We start from the raw sequence: 25,964 nt of genomic DNA on the forward strand, positions 1-25,964 counted from the left end.
CCTCGCGGCCCTGACCCTCACTCGCCCTGCGCGCTCGGGCCGGGCGGCGCGCGGGCGGCCGCGGCCGCCCCGCCCCCCCCCCCCCCCCGCCGTCGGGCTTCGTCAGTGCACGCCCTCGAAGAGGCTCGTGACCGAACCCTCCTCGAACACCTCGCGGATCGCGGCCGCGATCGAGGGGGCGATGGACAGCGTGGTGATCTTGTCCAGCTGGATCTGCCCCGGGGTCGGCAGCGTGTTGGTGAACACGAACTCGCTGACCCGCGAGTTCTTCAGCCGGTCCGCGGCCGGGCCGGAGAGCACGCCGTGGGTGGCCGCCACCAGGACGTCCGCCGCACCGTTGTCGAACAGCGCGTCAGCCGCGGCGCAGATCGTGCCGGCGGTGTCGATCATGTCGTCGACCAGGACGCAGACCCGGTCCTTGACGTCACCGACGACCTCGGCCGACAGGATGGTGTTGGCCTGGGTCATGTCGCGGCGCTTGTGGATGATCGCCAGCGGCGCGTCCAGCCGGTCGCACCACTGGTCGGCCACCTTCACCCGGCCGGCGTCCGGCGACACGATGGTCAGCTTGGAGCGGTCCACCCTCCCGCCCACGTAGTCCGCCAGCATCGGCAGCGCGAACAGGTGGTCCACCGGGCCGTCGAAGAAGCCCTGGATCTGCGCGGTGTGCAGGTCCACGGCCATCAGCCGGTCGGCGCCCGCCTGGCGCAGCAGGTCGGCGACCAGGCGCGCCGAGATGGGCTCGCGGCCCAGGTGCTTCTTGTCCTGGCGGGCGTACCCGTAGAACGGCAGGATCGCGGTGATGCTCTTGGCGGAGGCCCGCTTCAGCGCATCGATCATGATCAGCTGTTCCATGATCCACTGGTTGATGGGAGCCGTGTGGCTCTGCATCACGAAGCAGTCCGCGCCGCGGGCGGAGTCCAGGAAGCGGACGTAGATCTCGCCGTTGGCGAAGTCCAGGGCCTTGGTCGGGACGAGCTCGGTCCCGAGCGCCTCGGCCACCTCCCTCGCCAGTTCCGGGTGGGCACGGCCGGAGAAGAGCTTGAGTTTCTTCTCACCCGACGTCGTGATCCCGCTCACTGCACCGTCTCCTCGCGTTGCTGACGCTGAACCCCGTCGTCCCGTGCGGGCAGGCGCAGCCGGCTCGCACGAGGGGTCGGGGGAATTGTCGGTACGCCTGGACACGGGCCGTAAGCCCAGTGGCGCACGTATGTCCCCAAGGTTACGCGCCCACGCAGAAACCGTCCGCCCCGGGACCGCCCTCGGGCTCCCGCCCGCCCCGTCAGGCGTCCGCGGCCCCGTCCGTCGCAACCTTCGCGGCCTGCGCGGAGGTGGTCCCCGGGCGCTTGCGCTCCACCCAGCCCTCGATGTTGCGCTGGTGCGCCCGGCTCACTCCGAGCGCGCCCGGCGGGACGTCGGTGGTGATGACCGAACCGGCCGCGGTGTAGGCGCCGTCCCCGATCGTCACCGGGGCGATGAACATGTTGTCGGAGCCGGTGCGGCAGTGCGCACCGATCACCGTGCGGTGCTTGTTGACGCCGTCGTAGTTCACGGTGACGGAGGCCGCGCCGACGTTGGTGCCCTCGCCGATCGTGGTGTCCCCGATGTAGGAGAGGTGCGGCACCTTGGCGCCCTCGCCCAGCTCGGAGTTCTTCACCTCGACGTAGGTGCCGACCTTCGCCTTGCGGGCCAGCCTGGCCCCCGGCCGCAGGTAGGCGTAGGGGCCGGCGGTGGCCAGCTCGCCCACCTCGGCGCGGTCCGCCGTGGTGTTGCTCACACGGGCGCCGGCGCCGATCAGGGTGTCGGTCAGGGTCGAGTTCGGGCCGACCTCGCAGCCCTCGCCCAGGTGGGTGGCGCCCTGCAGCTGGGTGTTCGGCAGCACGAGGGCGTCCGGCTCGTACGTCACCTGCACGTCGATCCAGGTGGTCGCCGGGTCCACCACGGTCACGCCGGCCCGCATCGCCCGCTCCAGCAGGCGGTCGTTCAGCAGCCGGCGGGCCTGCGCGAGCTGCACCCGGTCGTTGATGCCCAGGATGTCCCGGTGGTCCTCCGCGACCACGGCGCCCACCCGGTGCCCGGCGGTGCGCAGGATCTCCAGGGTGTCGGTGAGGTACTCCTCGCCCTGCGAGTTGTCCGTGGTGAGCTCGGCCAGCGCCTCGACCAGCAGCTTGGCGTCGAAGGCGAAGACGCCCGAGTTGATCTCGGCGATCGAGCGCTGGACGGCGGTGGCGTCCCGCTCCTCGACGATCGCGGCGACGGTGCCGTCCTCGTCCCGCAGGATCCGGCCGTAGCCGAAGGGCTCGGGGACGACGGCGGTCAGCACGGTGACCCCGTTGTCCTGGGCGGTGTGGGCCTTCGCCAGGCGGCGCAGCGTGTCCCCGGTCAGCAGCGGGGAGTCCCCGGCGGTGACGATCACCGTGCCGTCCAGCACCACGCCGTCGGCGGCCAGCGCCTCCAGCGCCGTGCGCACCGCGTGCCCGGTGCCCTTCTGGTCCTCCTGCACCACCGGGCGGGCCGCCGGGTAGTGCGCCGCGAGGTGCTCCTGGACCTGGTCCCGCTGGTGTCCGACCACCACGACGAGCTGCTCCGGCGTCAGTTCGCGGGCCGCCGAGACGGCATGGCCCACCAGCGACCGGCCGCAGACCTCGTGCAGCACCTTGGGCAGCTTGTTCGACTTCATCCGGGTCCCGCCACCGGCGGCGAGCACGACAACGGCGGCAAGCGAATTGGCACCCATGCGGGGAGGCTCCTCGGTCGGTTCACAGAGCGGGCAGAACGGGCCCGGACCGGACCGAGGCCGGTCGCCATTCGCACAGTCCGCCGAGCAGCACCGACAATACCGGCGGTTCGGCGGTACGCCCGAACCTGAGGCGTGCAGAGGCTCCGCCGCTAGGATTCGAACCCAGACAAAGGCCTCCAAAGGGCCCTGTGCTGCCATTACACCACGGCGGATGGTTGCTCAGACCCTACCCGAGTCGACCCGGCCATGGGTATCAACTGCCGCGATCCGCAGGCCCCGATCCGCCGGAAACGGTCGAACAAGCCGGGCCGCCGGTTCATCCATCCAGTCGGGTGAATTCACTCAAGCGCCGTGCGGCGGCGTGTTCCCTTCGCCACGGAGCGCAACCTACGATGCCGTAGGTTACGCCAACGTAGCCTCCGCTCCTCCCTCCCGCACAGAGATGCCGCAAAGGGACGCCCATGACCACCAAGGCCGGCGAGCCGAGCGCGGGGAACGCCGCGCTTCCCACCGAATCCCCCGATCCCACCGACACCGCCGCCACCCGGCTGTCCGCCACCCGCGGCGGGGAGAAGCAGGGCCTCGCCGAACGGCTCGCGCTCGGGCTGTTCATCCTCCTGCCGTTCACCGCGCTGCTGGCCGCCGTGCCGGTGGCCTGGGGGTGGGGACTGGGGTGGACGGACGCGGCGATCACCGTCGCCATGTACTTCCTCACCTGCCACGGCATCACCGTCGGCTACCACCGCTACTTCACCCACAGCGCGTTCAAGGCCAACCGCCCGATGCGGCTCGCCCTCGCGATCGCCGGCAGCCTGGCGGTCGAGGGCCCGCTGGTGCGCTGGGTGGCCGACCACCGCAAGCACCACCGGTTCAGCGACAAGGACGGCGACCCGCACTCGCCGTGGCGCTACGGGGAGAGCCTCCCGGCCCTGCTCAAGGGCCTGTGGTGGGCGCACATGGGCTGGATGTTCGACGAGGAGCAGACCCCGCAGCTCACGTACGCGCCGGACCTCGTCCGCGATCCGGCCATACGGCGGATCTCCCGGCTGTTCTGGCTCTGGACCATGATCTCGCTGCTGCTCCCCCCGCTGGTCGGCGGGCTGGTGACGCTGTCCTGGTCGGGCGCGCTGTCCGCCTTCTTCTGGGGATCGCTGGTCCGGGTGGCCCTGCTGCACCACGTCACCTGGTCGATCAACTCGATCTGCCACGCCGTCGGCCGCCGCCCGTTCCGCTCCCGGGACCGCTCGGGCAACGTCTGGTGGCTGGCGGTGCTCTCCTGCGGCGAGTCCTGGCACAACCTGCACCACGCGGACCCGACGGCCGCCCGGCACGGGGTGCTGCGCGGGCAGATCGACTCCTCGGCCCGGCTGATCCGCTGGTTCGAGCTGGCCGGCTGGGTCCGGGACGTCCGTTGGCCGGACGCACAACGGATCGCCGCCCGCCGCGCCGCATGAGTCGTCGCTTCCAGCATGATGTAGGGGTGAACGGGAGCAGCGCAGACAGCACAGGCGGCCACCAGAGCACGCGGACGGACGCGGCGCCCGACGCGGCGCCGGCCCGTCCGCGAGCCGCTGCACCGGCGGGCGGGGGCGCCTCGGGGGGTGGTGCGCCTGCCCCGGCGCCGCGCCGCCGGGGCGGGCGGGTCCGGATGACCGGCAAGCAACGGCGGGAGCAGCTGCTGGAGATCGGGCGGACGGTGTTCGCGGAGCGCGGCTACGACGGCACCTCGGTGGAGGAGATCGCCGAGCGGGCCGGGGTGTCGAAGCCGGTGGTGTACGAGCACTTCGGCGGCAAGGAGGGGCTGTACGCGGTGGTGGTGGACCGCGAGATGCAGCTGCTGCTGGACATGGTCACGGGGGCGCTGACCGGCGGGCACTCGCGGGAGCTGCTGGAGCAGGCCGCGTTCGCGCTGATGGACTACATCGACACCTCGACGGACGGCTTCCGGATCCTGGTCCGGGACTCCCCGGTGGCCCAGTCGACCGGCACCTTCGCGTCACTGATCAGCGACATCGCGACGCAGGTGGAGGACATCCTCGGCCTGGAGTTCAAGTCCCGGGGCTTCGACGCGCGACTGGCCCCGATGTACTCGCAGATGCTGGTCGGCATGGTGGCGCTGACCGGGCAGTGGTGGCTGGAGGTCCGCAAGCCGGACAAGGCTCAGGTCGCGGCGCACCTGGTGAACCTGGCCTGGCACGGGCTGGAGGGCCTGGAGCGGCACCCGAGGCTGGTCGGCGGGCGCAAGGACTGACCTGCGGGCGGAAGGACCGACGGCCCTCCCGCCCCGCATCAGGCCTTCCCGCCCCGCATCAGACCCTGGTCCCGACGGCGAAGATCCGCCGGAACGGGAAGACGGTGCCGTGCGGTCCGGCCGGGTAGGCCTCGCGCAGGAGCGCCCCGTACTCGGCGAGGAAGGCGGCCTGGCGGGCGGGGTCGGTCAGCCGGGTGAGGACGGGGCGCAGGGCGGTGCCCTTGACCCAGGCGAGGACCGGGTCCGGGCCCGGGAGCAGGGTGCGGTACGTGGTCTCCCAGACGTCGGGCGTGCAGCCGGCGGCGGTGAGGGCGTCCAGGTAGCGCTCGGGCGGGTGGACACCGGCCCTGGCGGCGTCGTCGCCGAGGAGGCCGCGCCAGCGGGGGCTGCGCCGGAGTTCGGCGAGCAGGGTGTGGCTGGGGGCGTCGAAGTTGCCGGGGACCTGGAAGGCGACGGCACCGCCGGGCCGCAGGGCGCCGGCCCAGCGCGGGACGAGGTCGAGGTGGCCGTCGATCCACTGCAGCGTGGCATTGGAGACGATCAGGTCGGGTCCGGCCGGGGCCGGGTCGTAGTCGCGGGCGTCGGCGAGCAGGTAGTCGGCGGTGGGCTCACCGTCGGTGCGGGCGGTGGCGAGCATCGGGGCGGAGTTGTCGACGCCGGTGAGGCGGGCGTGCGGCCAGCGTGCGCGCAGCACGGCGGTGGAGTTGCCGGGGCCGCAGCCGATGTCGAGGATCACGGGATCGCCCGGGTTCGGGAGGGCGGGGACGCGGGCGAGCAGGTCGCGCAGCGGACGGGTGCGTTCGTCCACGAAGCGCAGGTACTGCGCCGGGTCCCAGACGGGACTGGTCATGGTCCACCTCACAAGTATCTCGACATCAAGATATCCAAGGTAGCCTTGCTGGCACATTTCTCGACGTCAAGAGACTTCACATCGACACATCCACCGATACACTGATCGTCATGGAGGACGAGGTCGACAGGCTGGTCGCAGCGTGGCGCCGAGAGCGCCCCGACCTCGACGTGGAGCCGCTGGAGGTACTCAGCCGGGTCAGCAGGCTCGCCCGGCACCTCGACCGCGCCCGCCGCACCGCCTTCGCCGAGCACGGGCTGGAGCCCTGGGAGTTCGACGTCCTGACCGCCCTGCGCCGGGCCGGCTCCCCCTACCAGCTCTCCCCCGGCCAGCTGCTCACCCAGACCCTGGTCACCTCCGGCACCATGACCAACCGCATCGACCGCCTCACCGGCAAGGGCCTGGTCAAGCGCCTGCCCGACCCGGACGACCGGCGCGGCGTGCTCGTCCGGCTCACCGACGACGGCCGCGACCGCGCCGACCAGGCACTCGCCGGACTGCTCGCGCACGAACGCGAACTGCTCGCCCAGCTCAGCTCCGGCCAGCGGGGCGAACTCGCCGCGCTCCTGCGGCAGCTGGTCGCCCCCTTCGACAACATCCCGGGCTGATCCGGGCCCCGGAGCTCACGTCCGGTCCACCGCGGTCACGATGGACGGCGGCGCCGGCAGGGCCGGCTCGGCCGGGCTGACCCCGGCCCGGCGGGCCACCGCCACCGCGGCCAGCGTGGAGTGCACCCCGAGCTTGCCGAGCACGTTCTGCATGTGCGTCCGGACGGTGTGCGGCGACAGGTAGAGCCGCTCCGCGACCGCCTGCCGGCCCAGGCCCGCGACCATGCAGCGCAGGATCTGCTTCTCCCGCGGAGTCAGGGTGTCGACCAGCCGCTCGCTCTCGGTGCGGTCCCGCCGAGCGGTGGTCAGCTCGCGGATCACCCCGGTCAGCAGCGCGGGCGGCAGGTGCGTCTCGTCCCGCAGCACCCCCCGGACCACCGCGAGCAGCCGGGCCAGCGAACTCTCCTTGGCCACCCAGCCGGTGGCACCCGCGTGCAGGGCCCGGGCGGCGCGGTGCGGATCGTCGGCGGCGGCCAGCACGACCGCCCGCAGCCCCGGATGGGCGCGGCGGACCCGGGCGAGCAGGGTGATGCCGTCCGGTGCCGGAGGCGCGGTCCTGAGCTGGTCGGCCCGGTACGCGTCGGAGCGGGCCGACTCCGCGCCGCGCCCACCCGGGCGCAGCAGGTCCACCGAGCGCCCGCCGGACGGCACCACCGGCGGGCCGACCGGGTGGCGGGGCGGCGGCACCGCCGGGGCCAGCCGCCGCCGGGCCGCGTCGGCCGCGTCCGGGCCGGGCCGGCTCCGGGCACCCGCCGAAGCGACGCCCTCGGCCCCCAGGTCGGCGTCGATCAGAACCACGTCGAAGGCCCGCCCCTCGACGGCGGCACGCTCCAGCGCCCGCTCGGCGGCGGCCCCGCTGCCGGCCGCCCCCACCTCCACGTCGGGCTCGGCGGCGAGCGCCGCGGCCAGGGCCTCGGCGAAGATCCGGTGGTCGTCGACCACCAGGACGCGGATCCGCCCCATCGTCACTACCCCCCTGCTCAGACCGGCCCGAGCCCGGGGGCGGGGACCGGCCCCGGCACCCGCGGTCCGGGCCCGTCACTCCGCCCGCCCACCGGTGGCCGGTGAGGCCGAAAAAGGGCGCCGGCCCCCACCGGTACCGCACTCAGCGTACGGGCCGGGAAACCCCCTCGTGGCGGTTTGGTGAAGTTTCGTCAGGAGGTGCGCGAGTGGCGGGATTTCACGCCATCACCGGTCGAAGCGGGCAACGCCGAGGCGCCGCCCCCGAACCTCCGGGAGCGGCGCCTGCGGGGTCCTGCGGCCTACTGGCCGTGCTTCTCCAGGGCGAACTTCCAGGCGTCGGCGACGATGTCGTCCAGGTTCGGGCGGCGCGGCGTCCAGCCCAGCGCCTCGTGGGCGCGGGCCGCCGAGGCCACCAGCACGGCCGGGTCGCCGGCCCGGCGGCCGGCCGCCTGCACCGGGATCTCCCGGCCGGTGACACGCCGGACCGACTCGATCACCTCGCGCACCGAGAAGCCGCTGCCGTTGCCCAGGTTGCAGATCAGGTGCTCGCCCGGCTTGGCCGCGTCCAGCGCCAGCAGGTGCGCGTCGGCCAGGTCCGCGACGTGGATGTAGTCACGGATGCAGGTGCCGTCCGGGGTCGGGTAGTCCTCGCCGTACACCGCGATGTGCGGGCGCTGACCCAGCGCCGCCTGGAACACCAGCGGGATCAGGTGCGACTCGGGGTCGTGGCGCTCCCCGTACGCGCCGTACGCACCGGCCACGTTGAAGTAGCGCAGCGAGACGGCGGCCAGCCCGTGCGCGACGGCCTCGCTGGTGATCAGGTGGTCCACGGCGAGCTTGGTGGCGCCGTAGGCGTTGGTCGGCGAGGTGCGGGCGGTCTCCGCGATCGGCACGACCTCCGGCTCGCCGTAGACGGCGGCGGTGGACGAGAACACCAGCTTGCGCACACCCGCCGCGCGCATCGCCGCGACCAGCTCCAGCGACCCCGCCACGTTGTTGCGCCAGTACTTCTCCGGGTCCACGACCGACTCGCCGACCTGCGAGGAGGCGGCGAAGTGCAGCACGCCGTCGAAGGAACCGTCCAGCACCCGGCCGGCCTCCTGGACCCGACCCTCGACGAACTCGGCACCGACCGGGACGCCCTCACGGAAACCGGTGGAGAGATCGTCCAGGACGGTCACCTGGTGCCCCGCCTCCAGCAGGTGGGCGGCCACCACGCTGCCGACGTAGCCGGCGCCACCCGTGACCAGGTACTTACTCATGATGAGACCTCCAGCGGGCGACGGTCCGCCGGATCAGCGGCGGCCGTCGATGACGTGTGTACGACTGAGGCTATTCTCCCTGCCCGCCGGAGTGCCCAGGACCACGTGAACGGGCCACCCGGGAGCCGGTTTCACGAAACCCGAGCCCCCCTCAGCCGCCGGCCATCCGCTCCAGCAGCCCGGTACGGGCCGCCACCGCGGCCGCCTCCAGCCGGGTCCGCGCACCGAGCTTCATCAGCACCCGCTGGACGTGCGTCCGGGCGGTGCTCGCGGCGATCCGCATCCCGGCGGCGATCGCCGCCGTGTCCTCCCCGTCCGCGATCCGGGCCAGCACCTGCACCTCACGACGGGTCAGCAACCGCAGCAGCCGCACCGCCTCGTCGTCCGGCTCGGCGACCGGCCGCAGCAACTGGTCGAAGGCCCCGCGCAGCACGTCCACGGCCACCGCCGCCTCGCCCGCCCGAGCCCGCCCGATCGCCCGCTCGACCACCCCGATCCGCTCGTCGCTCGGCACGTACCCCGCCGCCCCGGCCGCGAACGCCCCCGCCACACCGCGCAGTTCACCCACCGGCCCGAGCACGATCACGGCCACCTCGGGGCGCTCCCGGCGGATCCGGCGCAGCCCGTCGAAAGCCGCCGGCTCACTCGGCGCGGCCACCCCCAGCAGACACACCTCCGGCCGCCGGCCGACCACCAGATCAGCCGCGACCCCGGCCGGGCAGCCGACCGCGAGCACCCGGTGGCCGCGCAGCTGCAACGCCGTGGCCAGCGCCTCGGCCAACAGCCGGTGATCGTCGACCACCACGAGTCGAACGCCCATGACGCCCTCCCGGTCGGGGTTCGGCTCGCGCCCGCACCCCATGGGCGGGCGGCCGATGACGCACCATCACAGCGCATTCCGTACCCGACCCGCTAGGCCGCCGCATTCGGCCGCCGCACTGGGCCGCCGCACTGGGCCGGGCGGCCTGATCGGGGAACAGCAAAAGGCCCTCGCCATGAAGCGAGGGCCTTCGAATGGAGCCCCCATGCGGAATCGAACCGCAGACCTTCTCCTTACCATGGAGACGCTCTACCGACTGAGCTATAGGGGCTTGCCGGGCTTTCACCGGGCCGGTCGAACAAGGAAGACATTACACGGCTGGCGGCCCGGAAGGGAAATCGGCTCCGCGGCCCCGGCGCATGCCTGACCGACCCCCGGCGGGCGGGCACCCGGCCCTCGGCACGGGCCCGGTCGGCCTTCGGTACGGGGCTGGTCAGCCCTTGGCGCGGGCCCGGCCAGCCTTCGGCGCGCGCATGGTCAGCCTTCGGCGTGCGTCTCGTCGAACTCCTCACGGGCGGCCAGCATCTGCCCGGTTCGCTGCTCCGTCCAGCGGCCGAGCGGCGCCAGCAGCACGGCCAGCTCCCGGCCGAGCGGCAGCAGGTCGTAAACCACCCGCGGCGGCGTCTCCGGGAACACGGTGCGGCGCACCAGTCCGCTGCGCTCCAGGCTGCGCAGCGACTGGGTGAGCATCTTGCGACTGACCCCGCCGACGCCACGCTGCAGTTCGGAGAACCGTTGCTGCCCGCAGGCGGCGAGGCTCATCAGGATCAACATCGACCACTTGTCGGCCAGTTCGGCGAACATCGCGCGGCTGGGACAGAGCTGGGCGAAGACGTCGAGCTCCTGCTCCCGGTCCTGCCCGCCCTCCCGCTCCTGCCCCTGCCGCCCGGTGCCGCTCTCCACCCGGGCCGCTTCCTCCGTCGTCATGCCGTCCAGGGTAGTCCTGCGGTCTCCAATCCACCCTTGGTAACCAATGGAGACTTGGTCTATATTGGAGACCAGCCCGGCGGGTCGAGGTGCGACAGCACGCCCCGCCGTCGCTCCTCGGCCTGTCCCTGCCTTGCCTTGCCTTGCCCCTGCCCGCACCCGTTCCCGTACAGGAGTGCCCCCGTATGACCGCCATCCGCCCGACCGTCGCCCTCGCCTACCACTCCGGCTACGGCCACACCGCCGTCATCGCCGAGGCCGTCGCCCGCGGCGCCGCCGCCGCCGGCGCCGAGGTCATCTCGATCGCCGTCGACACCATCACCGACGAGCAGTGGGCCCAGCTCGACGCCGCCGACGCGATCGTCTTCGGCTCCCCCACCTACATGGGCACCGCCTCCGGCGCCTTCCACGTCTTCGCCGAGGCCACCAGCAAGCGCTGGTTCTCCGACGCCTGGCGGGACAAGGTCGCCGCCGGCTTCACCAACTCCGCCTCCAAGAGCGGCGACAAGGCCGGCACCCTCGGCTTCTTCCAGACCCTCGCCGCCCAGCACGCCATGAGCTGGGTCAACCTCGGCCTCAAGCCCGGCTGGAACGCCACCACCGCCACCGAGAACGACCTCAACCGCCTCGGCTTCTTCAACGGCGCCGCCGCCTCCAGCCCGTCCGACGCCGGCCCCGAGGCCGTGCACAAGGCCGACATCGCGACCGCCGAGTACCTCGGCGAGCGGGTCGCCCAGCACACCGCCGTCGTGCTGGCCGGCCGCGCCGCCCTCGCCGGCTGACCGCACCGCACGGTCGGCACCTACGCCGCCGGGTCCGCCCCCAGGAGAGGCACCCGGCGGCGTCCGCCGTCCACCGCCCCCAACTCCGCGCCGCCGGTCTCCGGCAGCAGCCACAGGCAGCCCAGCGCCACCACGCCCAACCCCACCAGGTACCAGCCGACCGGCTCCGCCGTCCCGTACGCCTCCGTCAGCCGCGTCGCCACCAGCGGCGTCGTCGCCCCGCCCACCACGCCGCCCAGGTTGTACGTCAACGCGGCACCCGTGTACCGCACCCGGGTCGGGAACAACTCCGGCAGGAACGCCGCCACCGGCCCCATCAGGCACCCCAGCACCACCAGCGCACCCGCCAGCGCCACGAACATCAACGGCCGGCGCACCGTCTCCAGCAACGGGAACAGCACCAGCGACCACCCCGCCGCCAGACCCGTCGCCCAGCACAGCGTCCGCCGCCGCCCCCACCCGTCACTGCGCGACGCGCTCACCCACACCGTCACGCCCATGCCCAGCGCGCCCACCAGCAGCATCACCAACACCAGCGAACTCGCCACCCCTAGCCCGGACGTCGCGTACGCCAACGCGTACGTCGTAGTCAGGTAGAACAGCGCGTACCCCACGGTGATCGCCCCACAGCCCAGCAGCACCGTGCGCCAGTGCCCGCGCAACACCTCCACCACCGGCGCCCGGTCCCTCGGCTCGTCCGGCCGGAACAGCGGCGTCTCCTCCAACCGCAGCCGCACGAACAGCCCCACCGCCACCAGCCCCAACGACGCCAGGAACGGCACCCGCCAGCCCCACTCCCGGAACGCCCGCCCGTCCAGGCCGAGTTGGACCGCCAGGAACACCCCGTTCGCCAACACGAACCCGCTCGTCGGCCCCAACTGCAGGAACGCCCCGCACCGCCCCCGCCGCCCGGCCGGCGCGTTCTCCGCGATCAGCAGCGCCGCCCCGCCCCACTCCCCGCCCAACCCCACGCCCTGACACACCCGCAACACCACCAGGGCCACCGGCGCCCACCACCCCCACGACCCGAACCCTGGCAACACCCCCACCGCCGCCGTCGACAGCCCCATCAACAACAGCGACACCACCAGCGTCGCCTTCCGCCCCACCCGGTCCCCGAAATGCCCGAACACCACCGCCCCCAGCGGCCGGGCCAAGAACGCCACCGCATACACCGAGAACGCCGCCAACAGCGCCCCCACCGTGCCCAGTTCAGGAAAGAACACCGACCCGAACACCAAGGCCGCCGCCGTCCCGTACAAAAAGAAGTCGTAGAACTCGATCGCCGTACCGATCAGCGCCGCAGCCGCCGCACGCCTCAACTGCCCCGCCCGCCGGGCTTCCTCCGCATCCATACCACCACCCTGGACACCAGCCCGCCCCGCCACCAGCCCCCACCCGAGTGACCCCCGCGCACACCCCCACCCCACGCGCCCCCGGCTCAACACCGGCGGTGCACACCAGCGCAGGCGCCCAGATCACCGCACGTACGGGTCCTCCCCCGGCGGCACCACAGGCCGCCCACCCGCCTTCCGCCGCCGCAACACGACGAACACCACACCGGCGACCAGCACCAACCCACCCACCACACCGGCCACAACCGGCAACGCACCACCCGAACCAGAGGACTTCTCCACCCTCGGCTCCACCGGCGGCGCCCCCACGGCCACATCACTCGGACTCGGAGCCGCCGAACTCGGCGAGGGCGCCGAAGTGGCCGACGGGCTCGCAGGCGCGGACGGGCTGGCCGAAGGCACAGTCTCCGCCGCCGGAACCGGAGACACGTCCGCCGGGCCGGGATCACCAGGGTCCGCCAGAGCGACCCGAGGCCGCACTACGCCATAGCCGACATCGTTGTTGCGGACGGATCCATCAGTCGGCTTCCCGGCCGTATTGATCAACACCCGCAGAACCTGATTCGCCGACCAATCCTTGTGAATAGACCAGATCAATGCAGCCGACGCAGAAACCAGTGCAGTGGAATCCGAAGTGCCATGACTCTTGCAATAGCCGGTAGGGCCAGTACAGGCCTCGATCATGTCTACACCAGGAGCAGCAAGAATGACTTGTGGACCCTGCTGAGACTCTGCCGTCGCAATGACATCGCGGCCAACCGCCCCCACCCCTACGACGTTGGGCAGCGCTCCCGGATACTCGACCAGATTTCCTGACTGCGCAGAGTTGCCAATACTGGAAACAATCAGCGAACCCTTTGCCCTCGCCATCGCAATGATTGAATTCAACTTGGCCACATCGCTAGGCGATGTCCTGACCGCAGAAATTCCCTGCGAGATGTTGATGACCTTTACGCCCTGCTCGACCGCATAGGCGATGGCCTGCCCAATCTGGCCAAGGAAATCGGCAGAGACAAGCGCCCCATCGGTCCCATTGGAAATCTTCAACGGAAGGATCTTTACTCCCGGCGCCAGTCCGTAAGCCCCGTTCCCGCCTTTTGCCTTTCCAGACCCCGCAATGAGGCTGGCCATCTGTGTTCCATGGCCCTCAGGATCGAACCCGACCCCACCAGGGCTGCCGCTAAAGTCCATACCCGGCAAAAACTGCCCCACGAGATCCGGATGATCCATCTTGAAGCCGCCGTCGATCACTGCAACAGTAATCCCATCGCCTTTGGAGATCTTCCACATCTCCGACGCATGCATGGCGTCCAGATGCCACTGATCCGCCCGGATCGAACCATCGGCAACTGCTGGGGTTTCGACTGCGCCGACCAAAGCCGCCCCGGCCAGGAGTGCCGCAGCAAGCATCTGCCAACGCACTCGCGTGTTCGTCCGCCCCATCGCAACTCCTCGTCAATCTCTCCGTCGACCGGGGAGCGTGCCCCGAACAGGTCTGCCCGGCCACCGGGAGAGCCCAGTGGCCGGGCAGTCGTTGCCGTCCTACTCAATCACGTCCGGGTTACTGTGCGGCGTACCGCTGGTCCAGGTCTCCTCGTCCTCGTGGAGGTAGTCGGCCCGCTTGCGGCGATCGCGCTCGTTCCGCCCGGAGTGACCCGCCGTTCCAGGGGCCATCATGCCGTTCTGTCCGGAGCGGGCTTCGCCCTCAGCGGCTCCCGCAGCAGCAGCCCGGTTGCGCAGGCCCGTACCACCCGGTGTGAACTCCCCGCCGGCAGCCGGTCCCTTGCGGCCGCCGACCGCCCCTCCTCCGGTCGAGGTCAGGCCTCGACCTCGTGAGCTGCCGCCCGAACCAACGGCTCCGGAACCACCACCCATCCCCGGATGCATGCCGCCCACCCCGCCCGCGCTGCCGGCCGCTCCCGCCCGGCCCGCCTGGGCCTCGCGTGCGCCGAAGACCGTCCCGCTGGGCAGACCCGGGCTACCACCGGACTTTCCCGGCACCGAGCCACCGCCGAACGGAGCCGTACGGGCGGGGATCGAGCCTCCGCCCTTGCCGGAGACGGATCCGCCACCCCCCTTGGCCGGGATCGAGCCGCCGCCGGCCCCGGCCGGGAAACCGGTCACCGGGCCGCCACCCGGACCACCCGGATATCCCGGGGTACCACCGGGGCCACCCGGGTATCCGGGAATCCCACTCGGGCCGTCAGGCGGGAGGCTTCCACCACCACTGGGGCCGAGCGGGCCGGTCTGACCTGGCAAGGTCGGCACGGTCGGCAGGCTGTCAAGGCCGGTACCGGGACGGTGGACGGGTTCCGACGGCACAGAGGGCGGCGTCGAGGAACCCGGGTCCACCGGCGTCGGCGGCACCTGGCCACCGTTTCGCGACGGAATCGGGTCACCGTGTCCCGGCTCACTCGGCGCCTGCGAGTCCGACCTGGGGTTGTGAATCGCGACCGAGCCGCCGCTGTAGCTGCCGCCGGACGGGCGGTAACTCCCACCGGCGGCACTGGTACTCGTACGAGCGTTACGAACGGTGCCTCCGTAGCTGCCGTTGTATCCACCATCACCCGAGTAGTTCGACTTGCCATCGCGATTGCCCGTGTCCGGCGTACCCGGCAGAGCCACGTCCCCGAGCCCGGCCAGTTTCGTCGTCGCCGCCTCGTACGCCTGCCCCAGCTTCTCCATCTGGTGGATGGCTTCCTGGTGGGCCTTGTAGACCCGCTGGGAGGCGGCCACAGCCTCCGTTTCGGTGACCCAGGAGCAGTTCTGCTTCTTCATCATGGCGTCGACGGTGGCGGTGGTCGGCCCGGTCGGGGTGAAGTTGGCGCTCGTGAGCGCCATCTGGTTGGGCACCCCCTGGGTCGAGCGCGCCTTGACGATGTCGACATCGTCGTGTGGCACGTCCGGCACGGCCACCTTGGCGGTGCTGAGTGCCTCACCGGCCTGGTGCATGGCGTCGCCGGCGGTTGTGGAGTAGTCACCGAGCAACGCGGCGGACTGCTGCAGGTTGCCTGCCCAGGTCTTGAAGCTCTCGGCGGCCGGCCCTTCCCAGCTGACGTTGCCGATGTGCGATTTGAGTGCCGCGCCGAGTTCCTTCAGGACGCGGCCGGCCGACTTCAGCTGGGTGCCGCGGCTCAGCACCGTCGTGGGGTCGGTGCTCTGGACCATTTTCTTGAGCTGGGCGTGTCCGACGCCCTCGAAGTTCGTTCCGTCTGCCACTACTTACTCCCCGATTCCCCGTGAGCGCCCTCGCCGACCACCATCAGAAGCCCTCGCCGCCGGCCCGCGCCGGCGTGGTGCCGCCCGCGTTCTTCGCGACGGCGTTCTGCGCGGCCGTCGTGTCGTCCTCGTTGGCCGAGTAGTTGCCCGCCGTCGCTGCGACCGCGGTCTTCATCGCCTCGATCTGCGACACGAAGTCCTTGTGCAGCTTGACGAGCTGGGTGTGCACCTTGTCGTAGGCCGCGGTCAGGGCCGTTGCTTCGGCGAACTCCGCGCTGGCGAAGCTTCCGCCGGTCAGTTTCTGTTCCTGGAGTTTGTACGGGGCCGCCGGGGAGCCTTCCATGGCCTGGAGCAGGGCTTCGATCTTCTTGGCGAACGCGGTGAGTGTGTCGAGCTCGACCTTGACGTCCTTCTTGCCGAAGGCGGACACCAGGTCGGCGGCGCTGACGTTCGTCTGCACGGTGCTGACGAGGGGGCCGAACCCCATCATGTGGCTGAGCATAAATGGCGTGATGTCACCGGACGTGTCCGGACTGGCCCCCGTGTTCGGTGGAACCTCTCCTGCCATAGCAGTTCACCTCTCCCCCGTACGGGCGGTGGTTCGGGGTAACCCCGGGGCCGCCGCTCCGCAACATACCGTCAACTTCTCGGTCGTACAGTGCTGGTCGGTGCACCGCCCGCCCTGGGGGCGGTTTCCGCCTCCGCAATCGTAGCCACCGCCTCTGTCGGGCTGGCAGGGCCCTTGGCCCGCCTGTGCGGGATCGGTACGAACTTGACACGTGCGGCCCTCGGGGGTGCCGTGCCGGGCCCCGGTAGACTGGCGTCGCCCGGTTGGACCGGGTACGCCCCCATCTGCCGCGCAATGTCGCACAGCAGCGTCCCCTGGCCGCAGAACGGACGTGACCTGATGCCTGCAGACGAGTCCGCCCCCTCCTGGTGGGCCCGTGCCGCCCGTCCTTCCCGGCCGCCGTTGCCGTTGGCACTGATGGCCCGCGCGGCGGTGGGCATGGCGGTGCCGCTGACCGCAGGACTGCTGGCGCACCGGCTGGATCTGGGGGTGTTCGCCGGTCTGGGCGCGATGCACGCGACGATGAACGACCGCGCGGAGCCGGGTGGCCTGCGGGTGCCCCGGATCGCGTCGGCGGTGCTGGCTTCGGCGCTCGGCATGCTGATCGGCACTTCCCTCCAGCACGTGCACGTGTCGGCGGTCGCGCTCGGTGCGGCGCTCACGTTCACGGCGTTCGCGTCCGGCGCGCTGAGTGCGACGGGCCCGCGGGGCTCTGCGGCGGGGATGCTGCTGCTGGTGTCGGCGGCGTTGGGCAGCGGGATGCCGTTGCCGGATCCGTGGTGGGCGGCGGCGCCGATGATGCTGGCGGGTGCCGCGTTCGTGGTGGTGCTGGGTCTGCCGGGGGGCGCGCACCGCCGCCCCGCCTCGGATCCGCGCAACCGTGCGCTGGCGGCCGCGTACGAGGCGTTCGGCCGGACGCTGGCCGATCTGGGCACGCCGCAGGGCGCGGCTTCGCGCCAGGTGTTGACGGCCCGGTTGAACCAGTTGCAGGACCTCCTCCCGCGACCGCACCGCCCGGGGTCGGAGTCCGCCCGTACGGTTCGGCTGCGCCGGATGTACGAGGCGGCGTTGGCCGCCACCGAGGCGGCGACGGGCCTGTTGTGGGCGTGGCGGCCGGTGCCGCCCGAGGTCGCGGAGGTGCCGCTCCGGTTGGCGGACGCGGTCCGACGGGGCGGCGGCGAGGTCACCGTTCCGCAGTGGCAGCCGGACACGCCGTCCCGGCAGGCCCTGGACGTGGCGTTGCGCGCGGCGGCCGACACCGTGGCCGGCCGGGAGGCGGAGGTCGCTACCGCCCCGGCGCCGCCGCCCGATCCGTGGCGGCTGCGGGTGCGGCTGCTGTCGCGCGGTTCGGTCCGGTACGGGCTGCGGGTGGCGTTGTGCATCGCGGTCGGTTCGGCGGTGACGGCCAGCTACCCGCTCAGCAAGAGCTACTGGGTGCCGATGACGATCGCCTTCGTGTTGAAGCCGGATCTCGGTTCGGTGTTCCTGCGGGCGGTGAGCCGCTCGATCGGCACGGTGCTCGGGGTGGCGGTCACGGCGGCCGTGGTGTCGCTCACGACCGACGCGTGGGTACTGACGGCGATCGCCGCGTTCTGCGTGGCCCTGTTGCCGTACGTGACGGCGGCGCACTACGGGCTGAACACGGTGGCGATGACGCCGATGGCGTTGATCCTGCTCCAGCTGGGCGGGCAGAGCAGCGCGGCCGAGTTCTGGCCGCGGGTGCTGGACACGGTGCTCGCGAGCGCGATCGTGCTGCTCTTCGGCTATCTGCTGTGGCCGGAGCGTCCGCGGCACCGGATCGAGCCCCGGCTGGTGGACGCGGCCACCGCGCTGCGGGCCTATCTGGACGCGGTCACCGGGGACGCGGGCCGGGCCGAGGTGTGGCTGCGCCGCACGGCGTACCGGGCGTTGGAGGACGCCCGCCAGGAGGTGCGGCAGGGGCTGGCCGAGCCGCCGCCGACGGGGCGGCTGGCGGAGCAGTGGCTGCCGGCGACGGCGGCGTTGGAGCGGCTGGGCGGCGCGGTGGCGGCGTTCGCGGCGCAGCTGCGGTACGGCGGCCGGGTGCCGGATCCGGCGGAGGTGGGGCGGGTGCGCCGGGCGCTGGACGAGCTGACGGCCGCGGCCCGCGAGCACCGCCCGCCGACCGGGGCGGCGGCCCGCCCGACGGCGCCGCACGACCCGGCGCGCAGTGCGCTGGGCCGTGCGGCGGACGAGCTGGAGGCCCTGCTGGCCCGGTAGGGCCCGAACGGGATCCCGGCACCGGCCAGGACTCCGACCAGAACTCCGACCAGAACTCCGACCAGGACTCAGACCTGCTCGGCCAGCTCCAGCCAGCTCAGCTCCAGCTCCTCCTTCTCCTCCCGGACGGCGCGCAGCTGCGCGTCCAGCTCCGCGACCTTGGAGAAGTCGGCGGCGTGATCGGCGAGTTGGGCGTGCAGCTTGGACTCCTTCTGGTCCAGCTTGGCGATCTGCCGCTCCATCTTCTGCATCTCCTTCTTCGCCGCCCGCAGGTCGCCGCCCGACAGGGCCGACGCGGCGGTCCCGGCGTCCGGGCCGCCCGCTGCCGCGGCCGAAGCAGCCGAGGCGGTCGAAGCACCCGAGGCGGCCGAAGCGGCGGCGGCGATCGAGGCGGCCATCCGCGCCCGCCGCTCCAGGTACTCGTCGACGCCGCCCGGCAGCATCCGCATCTTCTGGTCGCCGAGCAGCGCGTGGACGACGTCGGTGGTCCGCTCGATGAAGAACCGGTCGTGGCTGATGACGATCATCGAGCCGGGCCAGCCGTCGAGCAGGTCCTCCAGCTGGTTGAGGGTCTCGATGTCGAGGTCGTTGGTGGGCTCGTCGAGGAAGAGCACGTTGGGCTCGTCCATCAGCAGGCGCAGCAGCTGGAGCCGCCGCCGCTCGCCGCCGGACAGGTCGCCGACGGGCGTCCACTGCTTGTCCTTGCCGAAGCCGAACTGCTCGCACAGCTGGCCGGCGCTCATCTCCCGGCCCTTGCCGAGGTCGACGCGCGAGCGGACCTGTTCGACGGCCTGGAGCACCCGGATGGCCGGGTCCAGTTCGACGACCTCCTGCGACAGGTAGGCGAGCCGGACCGTCTTGCCGACCTTGATCAGACCCGACGCGGGCTGCACGTCGCCCTCGGAGGCGTACGCGTCGCGCAGGGCGCGCAGCAGCGAGGTCTTGCCGGCGCCGTTGACGCCGAGCAGGCCGATCCGCTCGCCGGGGCCGAGCTGCCAGGTGAGGTTCTCCAGCAGCAGCTTGGGGCCGGCCTTGACGGTGACGCCTTCCAGGTCGAAGACGGTCCTGCCCAGTCGCGCGTTGGCGAACTTCATCAGCTCGGACCGGTCCCGGGGCTCCGGCACGTCGGCGATCAGGGCGTTGGCGGCCTCGATCCGGTAGCGCGGCTTGGAGGTGCGGGCGGGGGCGCCGCGGCGCAGCCAGGCGAGTTCCTTGCGGGCGAGGTTCTGGCGCTTCTGCTCCTCGACGGCCTCGATCCGGGAGCGCTCGGCGCGGGCGAAGACGTAGTCGGAGTAGCCGCCCTCGTACTCGTGCACGGCGCCGCCCTGGACGTCCCACATCCGGGTGCTGACCTGGTCGAGGAACCAGCGGTCGTGGGTGACGCAGACCAGCGCGGAGCGGCGCTTCTGCAGGTGCTGGGCGAGCCAGTTGATGCCCTCGACGTCGAGGTGGTTGGTGGGCTCGTCGAGGACGATCAGGTCGGGCGAGCCGAGGAGCAGCTTGGCGAGGGCGATCCGGCGGCGCTCGCCGCCGGAGAGCGGGCCGATGACGGTGTCGAGGCCGTCGGCGAAGCCGGGCAGGTCGAGGCCGCCGAAGAGGCCTTCGACGATGTCGCGGATGCGGGCGTCGCCGAGCCACTCGTGGTCGGCCCGGTCGGCGATCACCTCGTGCCGGATGGTGGCCGTCGGGTCGAGCGAGTCGTGCTGGGTGAGGACGGCCAGCTGGAGGCCGCCGTTCCAGGTGATCCGGCCGCTGTCGACCTCCTCCAGCTTGGCGAGCATCCGGATCAGGGTGGTCTTGCCGTCGCCGTTGCGTCCGACGACGCCGATCCGGTCGCCTTCGCTGACGCCGAGGCTGACTCCGTCCAGGAGGGCGCGGGTGCCGTAGACCTTCGTGACGGACTCGATGGTGGCGAGGTTGACGGCCACGTCTGCTGCGCTCCTGGGATTGGCGGTCTCGGGGCGGCCCGCCGGTCGCGGCCGGGCACCCCTGTCGGGGACGCCCCGATCTCCCCAGCCTAATGGGCCCGCCGAAGCGCCCTCACCGCCCGCAGTGGCGGGGGCCCGAACCGGCGGGCCCCGTACCGGCGAAGCCCTTAGAAACGTTGGCGGGGTCCCTACGGCACGAGCGCCGCCCCCGGCACCGGCCCGTACGTGGCGTGCGCGGTCCGGCAGGTGCCGGAGGCCCGCAGCGCCTCGGCGACGGCGGCGGCCGCGTCGGCGTCCTTGACGAGGAACGCGCAGGTCGGCCCCGAGCCGGAGACGAGGGCGCCGAGCGCGCCGGCCTCGGTGCCGGCCCGCAGGGTGGCGGCGAGCGCGGGGCGCAGCGAGAGGGCGGCGGGCTGGAGGTCGTTGGCGAGGGCGGCGGCCAGGGCGACGGCATCGCCCTGGGCGAGGGCGGCGAGCAGCGCGGGGTCGGCGTCGGGGGTGCGGACGTCGGTGTCGCTGGAGCCGGTGCCGGCTTCCTCGCGCAGGCGGTCGCACTCGCGGAAGACGGCGGGGGTGGAGAGGCCGCCGTCGGCTACCGCGAACACCCAGTGGAAGGTGCCGTCGACGGTGAGCGGCTGCAGGATCTCTCCCCGGCCGAGGCCCAGCGCGACGCCGCCGAGCAGGGCGAACGGCACGTCGGAGCCGAGTTCGGCGGCCAGTTCCAGGAGGGTGTCGAGGGGGGTGTCGAGCTGCCAGAGCGCGTCGCAGGCGACCAGCGCGGCGGCCCCGTCGGCGCTGCCGCCGGCCATACCGCCGGCGACCGGGATGGCCTTGGTGATGTGCAGGTGCACGCCGGGTTCGGCGATGCCGTGGTGGGCGGCGAGCAGACGGGCGGCGCGGGCGGCGAGGTTGCTGTCGTCGAGCGGTACGACGTGGGCGTCCGGCCCGGTGCAGGAGAGCGTGACGCCCTCCCCTGCCGTGGCGGTGACCTCGTCGCCGAGGGCGACGGCGAAGAACACGTTGGCCAGGTCGTGGAACCCGTCGGCGCGCAGTCCGCCCACCCCGAGCTGGGCGTTGACCTTCGCCGGAACCCGCACGGTGATCACTGGGAGTCCGCCTCCGGCTCGTGCTCGGCGATCTCCGGCTTGTGCTCGGCGATCTCCGGCTTGTGCTCGGCGATCGCGGCGAACTGCTCCACCGTGAGCATCTCGCCGCGCAGCTTGTGGTCGATCCCGGCGGCCGCGAGCGCCTGCTCGGCCCCGGCGGCGGAGCCGGCCCAGCCGGCCAGCGCGGCGCGCAGGGTCTTGCGCCGCTGGGCGAACGCGGCGTCGACGACGGCGAACACCTCCCTGCGGCTGGCGGTGGTCTTCGGCGGCTCGCGGCGGATCAGCGAGACCAGCCCGGAGTCGACGTTGGGGGCGGGCCAGAACACGTTCCGGCCGATGGCGCCGGACCGCTTCACGTCGGCGTACCAGTTGGCCTTGACGGACGGGACGCCGTACACCTTGTTGCCGGGCTTGGCGGCGAGCCGGTCGGCGACCTCGGCCTGCACCATCACCAGGGTGCGCTCGATGCTGGGGAAGGTCGCCAGCATGTGCAGCAGGACGGGCACGGCCACGTTGTACGGCAGGTTGGCGACCAGCGCGGTCGGCGCCGGCCCGGGCAGCTCGGTGACCTCCATGGCGTCGCTGAACACCAGGTCGAAGCTGTCGACCTTGCCGGGCATCCGGGCCGCGACGGTGTCCGGCAGGTGCTGTGCCAGCACCGGGTCGATCTCCACCGCCGTGACGTGCGCGGCCACCTCCAGCAGCGCCAGCGTCAGCGACCCGAGTCCGGGCCCGACCTCGACCACCGCGTCCTCGGCCGTCACCCCGCCTGCCCGGACGATCCGCCGCACGGTGTTGCCGTCGATGACGAAGTTCTGCCCGCGCTGCTTGGTCGGCTTCACGCCGAACGCGGCCGCCAGCTCCCGAATGTCGGCGGCGCCCAGCAGGTGGCTGTCAGGGGTGGGGTCGGTGGTGCTCACGCGCCAAGGATACGGGCGCGCGGGGCCCTCAGAGTTCGACGACCTCGGCGAGGTCGATCTCGACGGGGTACGGCACCGAGGTGCGGAGCACGCCTTCGTGCTGGGCGACGGGCAGGTAGACGCCCTTCTCGTCGTCCCGGTGGAACTCGTGCACGATCGGCAGGTTGTCGAGGCCGCGCTCGACCCGCCAGTAGTACGGGATCTTCTTCTCGGCGTACTGGCCGGGCTTGCGGAAACGGTCGTTGGCCCGGGTGCCGTGGGATACGACCTCGACGGCCAGCACCAGGGATTCCGGCGGCAGGCACTCCAGTTCGAAGACGTCGAGACCGGTCTTGTCGAAGACCACCACGTCCGGCTTGGCCGTGTTGCTCTCGTCCAGGAGGACGCAACGCTCGACGTTTGCCGCGTACGGCGCGACGCGTGCGCTTCGAAGAGCCGTGTACAGCTCGTCGCGCACCTGGTCGTGCCACTGATTCGTCTGCCCCCGGACCACGATGACTCCGTCCACCAGATCCCATTCGAACGGCAGGTCGAATTTCTGAGCCTGCTCGTACGTCCAGCCCTGGGACGGCGGATGTGTCCAGTCGATGCGGTCCTCGACGGGTTCGTCGATCGGCTCGGCGGTCATCGCCACCTCCCTCACTGCACTCATGCTAGTCAGCCTAAGAAGCAGCCGGGAGTGCCGAATCGTTCCGCCGGAATCCGACTTTCGTTCGACCGGCTCAGTACCCGAAGGCCCGGGCCGTGTTCTCCGCGATCGCCGTGGACAGCTCGTCCTCGTGCAGCCCCAGCGTGTCGGCCATCGAGCGGACGGTGACCGGGATGAGGTACGGGGCGTTGGGCCGGCCGCGGTAGGGGTGGGGGGTGAGGAAGGGTGCGTCGGTCTCGACCAGGACGCGGTCGAGGGGGGTGGCGGCGAGGGCGTCGCGCAGCGGCTGGTTGGCCTTGAAGGTGACCGGGCCGGCGAAGGACAGGTACCAGCCGTGTTCGGCGCAGACCTTGGCCATCTCGGCGTCGCCGGAGTAGCAGTGGAAGACCGTCCGCTCGGGGGCGCCTTCCGCCAGCAGGACGGCGATGACGTCCTCGTGGGCGTCGCGGTCGTGGATGACCAGGGCCTTGTCGTGCCGTTTGGCCATCTCGATGTGGCGGCGGAACGACTCCTTCTGGATCTCGACGCCCTCGGGGCCGGTGCGGAAGTAGTCGAGGCCGGTCTCGCCGACGGCGCGGACCTGCGGGAGGGCGGCGAGCCGGTCGATCTCGGCGAGGGCCTCCTCCAGCGCGGCCTCGCCGCCCGCCTTCCGCTGCTGGCCGGACCAGCCGTCCGCGTCGCCGAGGAAGATCCGCGGCGCCTCGTTGGGGTGCAGGGCGACGGCCGCGTGCACCTGCTCGTACTGGGCCGCCAGTTCGGCGGCCCAGCGCGAGCCGGGCACGTCGCAGCCCACCTGGACGACCGTGGTGACCCCGACCGAGGCGGCCCGGGCCAGTCCCTCGGCCGGGGTGCCGGCCTGCATGTCGAGGTGGGTGTGCGAGTCGGCCACCGCCACGGCCAGGGGTTGCGGCAGTGGCGGCGGGGTCGACCGGGCGTCGTCCTTGGCAGACATCAGGAGGCGGGCTTCTCTTCGAGGCGCGGGAACAGGATCTCGCCCTTGGTGACGGTGCTGCCGGCGGGCAGCCGGCCCCAGTCGGCGGTGGTGGCGATGGTCTGCGCGGCGAGCGCGCCGAGGCCGGCCTCGGCGCCGAGCGAGGTCCACAGCTTCTCGGCGGTGGACGGCATCACCGGGTTGAGCATGACGGCGGTGCCGCGCAGCGCCTCGGCGGCGGTGTAGAGGATGGTGGCGAGGCGGGCGCGGCCCTGCTCCGAGTCGTCCTTGGCCACCTTCCACGGCTCCTGCTCGGTGAGGTAGCCGTTGACCTGCTTGACGAACTCGAAGATCGCCGCGAGGCCGCCGGCGAAGTCCAGCTCCTCGCCGATCTTCCGGTCGGCGGTGGCGAGGGCCGTGGCGAGGCCGTCCGCGATGGCCTGCTCGGCGTCACCGGGGGCGGCGGCGGCCGGCAGCGCGCCGTCGAAGTACTTGCCGACCATGGCGGCGACCCGGGAGGCCAGGTTGCCGAAGTCGTTGGCGAGTTCGGAGGTGTACCGGGCGGTGAAGTCCTCCCAGGAGAACGAGCCGTCGGTGCCGAAGGGGATCGCCCGCAGGAAGTAGTAGCGGTAGGCGTCCACGCCGAAGTGCGAGGTGAGGTCGGTGGGCGAGATGCCGGTCAGGTTGGACTTGGACATCTTCTCGCCGCCGACCATCAGCCAGCCGTTGGCGACGACCCGCTTGGGCAGCGGCAGGCCCGCGGCCATCAGCATGGCGGGCCAGATCACCGCGTGGAAGCGCAGGATGTCCTTGCCCACCAGGTGGACGGAGGCCGGCCACAGTTCGGCGAAGCGCTCCGGGTCGCTGCCGTAGCCGGCCGCGGTGATGTAGTTCTGCAGCGCGTCCACCCACACGTACAGGACGTGCTTCTCGTCCCAGGGCAGCGGGACGCCCCAGTTGAAGGTGGAGCGGGAGATCGAGAGGTCCTTCAGGTCCTGCTCGACGAAGCGCAGCACCTCGTTGCGGGCCGAGGCCGGCTGGATGAAGTCCGGATTGGCGGCGTAGAACTCCAGCAGTTTCGGGCCGTAGGCGGAGAGGCGGAAGAAGTAGTTCTCCTCCTCCAGCCATTCGACCGGCCGCTTGTGCACGGCGCAGAGCTTCTCGTCCTCGGTGGCGCCGTCGAGCAGTTCGGCCGGGAGCTTGAACTCCTCGCAGCCGACGCAGTACGGGCCGGAGTAGCCGCCCTTGTAGATCTCGTCCTTGTCGTACAGGTCCTGGACGAACTCCTGCACGCGGTCGGTGTGGCGCTGCTGGGTGGTGCGGATGAAGTCGTCGTTGGCGATCTCCAGGTGCTCCCAGAGCGGCTTCCAGGCCTCTTCGACCAGCTTGTCGCACCACTCCTGCGGGCTGACGCCGTTGGCCTCGGCGGTCCGCATGATCTTCTGACCGTGCTCGTCGGTGCCGGTCAGGTACCACACCTTCTCGCCGCGCTGGCGGTGCCAGCGGGTGAGGACGTCGCCCGCCACGGTGGTGTACGCGTGGCCCAGGTGCGGGCGATCGTTGACGTAGTAGATCGGGGTGGAAACGTAGTACGCCGGGGCGGTCGCCCCGGTGGTGCTGTGGTCTGCAGTGGCCGCCATGGTCGGAAAGCTTAGTCGGGCCCACCCGCAGCCCTCGACCGGATAACCGCATGACCGGCGACGGCGGGGGGGGGCGGGGCGCCGGCGGCGCGGGGGGGGGGGCGCCGGCGCGCGCCCGCGGGCGCGGGCGCGGGCGGGGGGGGGGGGCCGGCCCCCCCCCCCGGCGCGAGCGAGCTCCCCCCCCGCGGGGCGGCGGGGGGGGCGCCG

22 protein-coding genes and 2 tRNA genes are annotated in these 25,964 nt (G+C 72.1%); 5 read left to right on the plus strand and 19 right to left on the minus strand.

The genetic code is table 11. The features are described from left to right. Positions 1-102 precede the first annotated feature (102 nt). The 3 genes from ACFV6D_RS30035 to ACFV6D_RS30045 form a co-directional block, all read right to left on the minus strand. On the minus strand, positions 103-1,080 hold the full coding sequence (locus tag ACFV6D_RS30035; RefSeq protein ID WP_063348048.1) for a ribose-phosphate diphosphokinase: 978 nt from the start codon (positions 1,078-1,080) through the stop codon (positions 103-105). 202 nt (positions 1,081-1,282) lie between these two features. Continuing rightward, entirely contained in the window at positions 1,283-2,737 is a 1,455-nt protein-coding gene (gene glmU, locus ACFV6D_RS30040) for a bifunctional UDP-N-acetylglucosamine diphosphorylase/glucosamine-1-phosphate N-acetyltransferase GlmU (RefSeq protein WP_063348049.1), read from the minus strand. 144 nt (positions 2,738-2,881) lie between these two features. Continuing rightward, positions 2,882-2,952, minus strand: a tRNA-Gln gene (locus ACFV6D_RS30045). 249 nt (positions 2,953-3,201) lie between these two features. Here ACFV6D_RS30045 and ACFV6D_RS30050 point away from each other — a divergent pair. Together ACFV6D_RS30050 and ACFV6D_RS30055 are read left to right on the plus strand one after the other, a co-directional pair. Then, complete coding sequence (locus ACFV6D_RS30050) at positions 3,202-4,194, plus strand: acyl-CoA desaturase (protein ID WP_380345641.1); 993 nt, start codon at positions 3,202-3,204, stop codon at positions 4,192-4,194. A 194-nt stretch (positions 4,195-4,388) separates the two neighbouring features. Next, positions 4,389-4,991, plus strand: coding sequence for a TetR/AcrR family transcriptional regulator (locus ACFV6D_RS30055; protein ID WP_063348051.1), 603 nt, complete (start codon positions 4,389-4,391; stop codon positions 4,989-4,991). Positions 4,992-5,049: 58 nt separating this feature from the next. Here the strand turns inward: ACFV6D_RS30055 and ACFV6D_RS30060 are convergent, their stop codons facing one another. Further along, entirely contained in the window at positions 5,050-5,841 is a 792-nt protein-coding gene (locus ACFV6D_RS30060; protein WP_380561891.1) for a methyltransferase domain-containing protein, read from the minus strand. Between the two features lie 110 nt (positions 5,842-5,951). On the opposite strand from ACFV6D_RS30060, the gene ACFV6D_RS30065 reads away from it, so the two are divergent. Beyond that, entirely contained in the window at positions 5,952-6,449 is a 498-nt protein-coding gene (locus ACFV6D_RS30065) for a MarR family winged helix-turn-helix transcriptional regulator (RefSeq protein WP_188307908.1), read from the plus strand. Positions 6,450-6,464: 15 nt separating this feature from the next. Here ACFV6D_RS30065 and ACFV6D_RS30070 read toward each other — a convergent pair whose 3' ends face one another. From ACFV6D_RS30070 to ACFV6D_RS30090, 5 genes are all read right to left on the minus strand, one after another. Continuing rightward, positions 6,465-7,412, minus strand: a complete 948-nt coding sequence (locus ACFV6D_RS30070) for a response regulator transcription factor (RefSeq protein ID WP_063348054.1) — start codon at positions 7,410-7,412, stop codon at positions 6,465-6,467. 299 nt (positions 7,413-7,711) lie between these two features. Further along, entirely contained in the window at positions 7,712-8,674 is a 963-nt protein-coding gene (gene galE, locus ACFV6D_RS30075; RefSeq protein ID WP_063348055.1) for a UDP-glucose 4-epimerase GalE, read from the minus strand. Between the two features lie 151 nt (positions 8,675-8,825). Beyond that, complete coding sequence (locus ACFV6D_RS30080) at positions 8,826-9,494, minus strand: LuxR C-terminal-related transcriptional regulator (RefSeq protein WP_063348056.1); 669 nt, start codon at positions 9,492-9,494, stop codon at positions 8,826-8,828. 195 nt (positions 9,495-9,689) lie between these two features. Beyond that, a tRNA-Thr gene (locus ACFV6D_RS30085) sits at positions 9,690-9,765 on the minus strand. A 206-nt stretch (positions 9,766-9,971) separates the two neighbouring features. After that, positions 9,972-10,421, minus strand: coding sequence for a helix-turn-helix domain-containing protein (locus tag ACFV6D_RS30090; RefSeq protein WP_079135662.1), 450 nt, complete (start codon positions 10,419-10,421; stop codon positions 9,972-9,974). A gap of 185 nt (positions 10,422-10,606) precedes the next feature. On the opposite strand from ACFV6D_RS30090, the gene ACFV6D_RS30095 reads away from it, so the two are divergent. Next, positions 10,607-11,203, plus strand: coding sequence for a flavodoxin family protein (locus ACFV6D_RS30095; protein ID WP_380561893.1), 597 nt, complete (start codon positions 10,607-10,609; stop codon positions 11,201-11,203). Between the two features lie 20 nt (positions 11,204-11,223). On the opposite strand, the gene ACFV6D_RS30100 is transcribed toward ACFV6D_RS30095, so the two are convergent. The 4 genes from ACFV6D_RS30100 to ACFV6D_RS30115 form a co-directional block, all read right to left on the minus strand. Then, the gene (locus tag ACFV6D_RS30100; protein ID WP_380561895.1) at positions 11,224-12,558 is read right to left on the minus strand and encodes an MFS transporter; all 1,335 of its coding nucleotides are present in this window, start codon (positions 12,556-12,558) and stop codon (positions 11,224-11,226) included. A 123-nt stretch (positions 12,559-12,681) separates the two neighbouring features. After that, positions 12,682-13,980: a S8 family serine peptidase gene (locus tag ACFV6D_RS30105; RefSeq protein WP_380561897.1), complete on the minus strand. Its 1,299-nt coding sequence runs from the start codon at positions 13,978-13,980 to the stop codon at positions 12,682-12,684. A 120-nt stretch (positions 13,981-14,100) separates the two neighbouring features. Then, positions 14,101-15,777 (minus strand): WXG100 family type VII secretion target, encoded by a 1,677-nt coding sequence (locus ACFV6D_RS30110; protein WP_380561899.1) that lies wholly within the window; start codon positions 15,775-15,777, stop codon positions 14,101-14,103. A gap of 43 nt (positions 15,778-15,820) precedes the next feature. Then, on the minus strand, positions 15,821-16,267 hold the full coding sequence (locus ACFV6D_RS30115) for a hypothetical protein (RefSeq protein WP_159398450.1): 447 nt from the start codon (positions 16,265-16,267) through the stop codon (positions 15,821-15,823). A gap of 417 nt (positions 16,268-16,684) precedes the next feature. On the opposite strand from ACFV6D_RS30115, the gene ACFV6D_RS30120 reads away from it, so the two are divergent. Beyond that, on the plus strand, positions 16,685-18,583 hold the full coding sequence (locus tag ACFV6D_RS30120) for an FUSC family protein (protein WP_380561901.1): 1,899 nt from the start codon (positions 16,685-16,687) through the stop codon (positions 18,581-18,583). Between the two features lie 68 nt (positions 18,584-18,651). Here the strand turns inward: ACFV6D_RS30120 and ACFV6D_RS30125 are convergent, their stop codons facing one another. The 6 genes from ACFV6D_RS30125 to metG form a co-directional block, all read right to left on the minus strand. Further along, entirely contained in the window at positions 18,652-20,511 is a 1,860-nt protein-coding gene (locus ACFV6D_RS30125) for an ABC-F family ATP-binding cassette domain-containing protein (protein WP_380561902.1), read from the minus strand. A 188-nt stretch (positions 20,512-20,699) separates the two neighbouring features. Further along, positions 20,700-21,617, minus strand: a complete 918-nt coding sequence (locus ACFV6D_RS30130) for a 4-(cytidine 5'-diphospho)-2-C-methyl-D-erythritol kinase (RefSeq protein ID WP_380561904.1) — start codon at positions 21,615-21,617, stop codon at positions 20,700-20,702. Then, positions 21,614-22,537, minus strand: a complete 924-nt coding sequence (rsmA, locus tag ACFV6D_RS30135; protein WP_380492258.1) for a 16S rRNA (adenine(1518)-N(6)/adenine(1519)-N(6))-dimethyltransferase RsmA — start codon at positions 22,535-22,537, stop codon at positions 21,614-21,616. The genes ACFV6D_RS30130 and rsmA overlap by 4 nt, the downstream gene beginning before the upstream one ends. 28 nt (positions 22,538-22,565) lie before the next feature. Continuing rightward, positions 22,566-23,189 (minus strand): Uma2 family endonuclease, encoded by a 624-nt coding sequence (locus ACFV6D_RS30140; RefSeq protein WP_380427545.1) that lies wholly within the window; start codon positions 23,187-23,189, stop codon positions 22,566-22,568. Positions 23,190-23,259: 70 nt separating this feature from the next. Then, positions 23,260-24,138, minus strand: a complete 879-nt coding sequence (locus tag ACFV6D_RS30145) for a TatD family hydrolase (protein ID WP_063348066.1) — start codon at positions 24,136-24,138, stop codon at positions 23,260-23,262. Next, positions 24,138-25,757: a methionine--tRNA ligase gene (gene metG / locus ACFV6D_RS30150; RefSeq protein ID WP_363619213.1), complete on the minus strand. Its 1,620-nt coding sequence runs from the start codon at positions 25,755-25,757 to the stop codon at positions 24,138-24,140. The genes ACFV6D_RS30145 and metG overlap by 1 nt, the downstream gene beginning before the upstream one ends. Positions 25,758-25,964 lie beyond the last annotated feature (207 nt).

Origin of the sequence: Kitasatospora sp. NPDC059812 (genome assembly GCF_042732075.1) — a bacterium.
GTDB lineage: Bacteria > Actinomycetota > Actinomycetes > Streptomycetales > Streptomycetaceae > Kitasatospora.

What these genes read in the sequence shown, in the direction of transcription:
- glmU (WP_063348049.1), bottom strand. Translation starts at nt 2,737, where the DNA reads ATGGGTGCCAATTCGCTTGCCGCCGTTGTCGTGCTCGCCGCCGGTGGC.
- ACFV6D_RS30050 (WP_380345641.1), top strand. Translation starts at nt 3,202, where the DNA reads ATGACCACCAAGGCCGGCGAGCCGAGCGCGGGGAACGCCGCGCTTCCC.
- ACFV6D_RS30055 (WP_063348051.1), top strand. Translation starts at nt 4,389, where the DNA reads ATGACCGGCAAGCAACGGCGGGAGCAGCTGCTGGAGATCGGGCGGACG.
- ACFV6D_RS30060 (WP_380561891.1), bottom strand. Translation starts at nt 5,841, where the DNA reads ATGACCAGTCCCGTCTGGGACCCGGCGCAGTACCTGCGCTTCGTGGAC.
- ACFV6D_RS30065 (WP_188307908.1), top strand. Translation starts at nt 5,952, where the DNA reads ATGGAGGACGAGGTCGACAGGCTGGTCGCAGCGTGGCGCCGAGAGCGC.
- ACFV6D_RS30070 (WP_063348054.1), bottom strand. Translation starts at nt 7,412, where the DNA reads ATGGGGCGGATCCGCGTCCTGGTGGTCGACGACCACCGGATCTTCGCC.
- galE (WP_063348055.1), bottom strand. Translation starts at nt 8,674, where the DNA reads ATGAGTAAGTACCTGGTCACGGGTGGCGCCGGCTACGTCGGCAGCGTG.
- ACFV6D_RS30080 (WP_063348056.1), bottom strand. Translation starts at nt 9,494, where the DNA reads ATGGGCGTTCGACTCGTGGTGGTCGACGATCACCGGCTGTTGGCCGAG.
- ACFV6D_RS30090 (WP_079135662.1), bottom strand. Translation starts at nt 10,421, where the DNA reads ATGACGACGGAGGAAGCGGCCCGGGTGGAGAGCGGCACCGGGCGGCAG.
- ACFV6D_RS30095 (WP_380561893.1), top strand. Translation starts at nt 10,607, where the DNA reads ATGACCGCCATCCGCCCGACCGTCGCCCTCGCCTACCACTCCGGCTAC.
- ACFV6D_RS30100 (WP_380561895.1), bottom strand. Translation starts at nt 12,558, where the DNA reads ATGGATGCGGAGGAAGCCCGGCGGGCGGGGCAGTTGAGGCGTGCGGCG.
- ACFV6D_RS30115 (WP_159398450.1), bottom strand. Translation starts at nt 16,267, where the DNA reads ATGATGGGGTTCGGCCCCCTCGTCAGCACCGTGCAGACGAACGTCAGC.
- ACFV6D_RS30120 (WP_380561901.1), top strand. Translation starts at nt 16,685, where the DNA reads ATGCCTGCAGACGAGTCCGCCCCCTCCTGGTGGGCCCGTGCCGCCCGT.
- ACFV6D_RS30140 (WP_380427545.1), bottom strand. Translation starts at nt 23,189, where the DNA reads ATGAGTGCAGTGAGGGAGGTGGCGATGACCGCCGAGCCGATCGACGAA.
- ACFV6D_RS30145 (WP_063348066.1), bottom strand. Translation starts at nt 24,138, where the DNA reads ATGTCTGCCAAGGACGACGCCCGGTCGACCCCGCCGCCACTGCCGCAA.
- metG (WP_363619213.1), bottom strand. Translation starts at nt 25,757, where the DNA reads ATGGCGGCCACTGCAGACCACAGCACCACCGGGGCGACCGCCCCGGCG.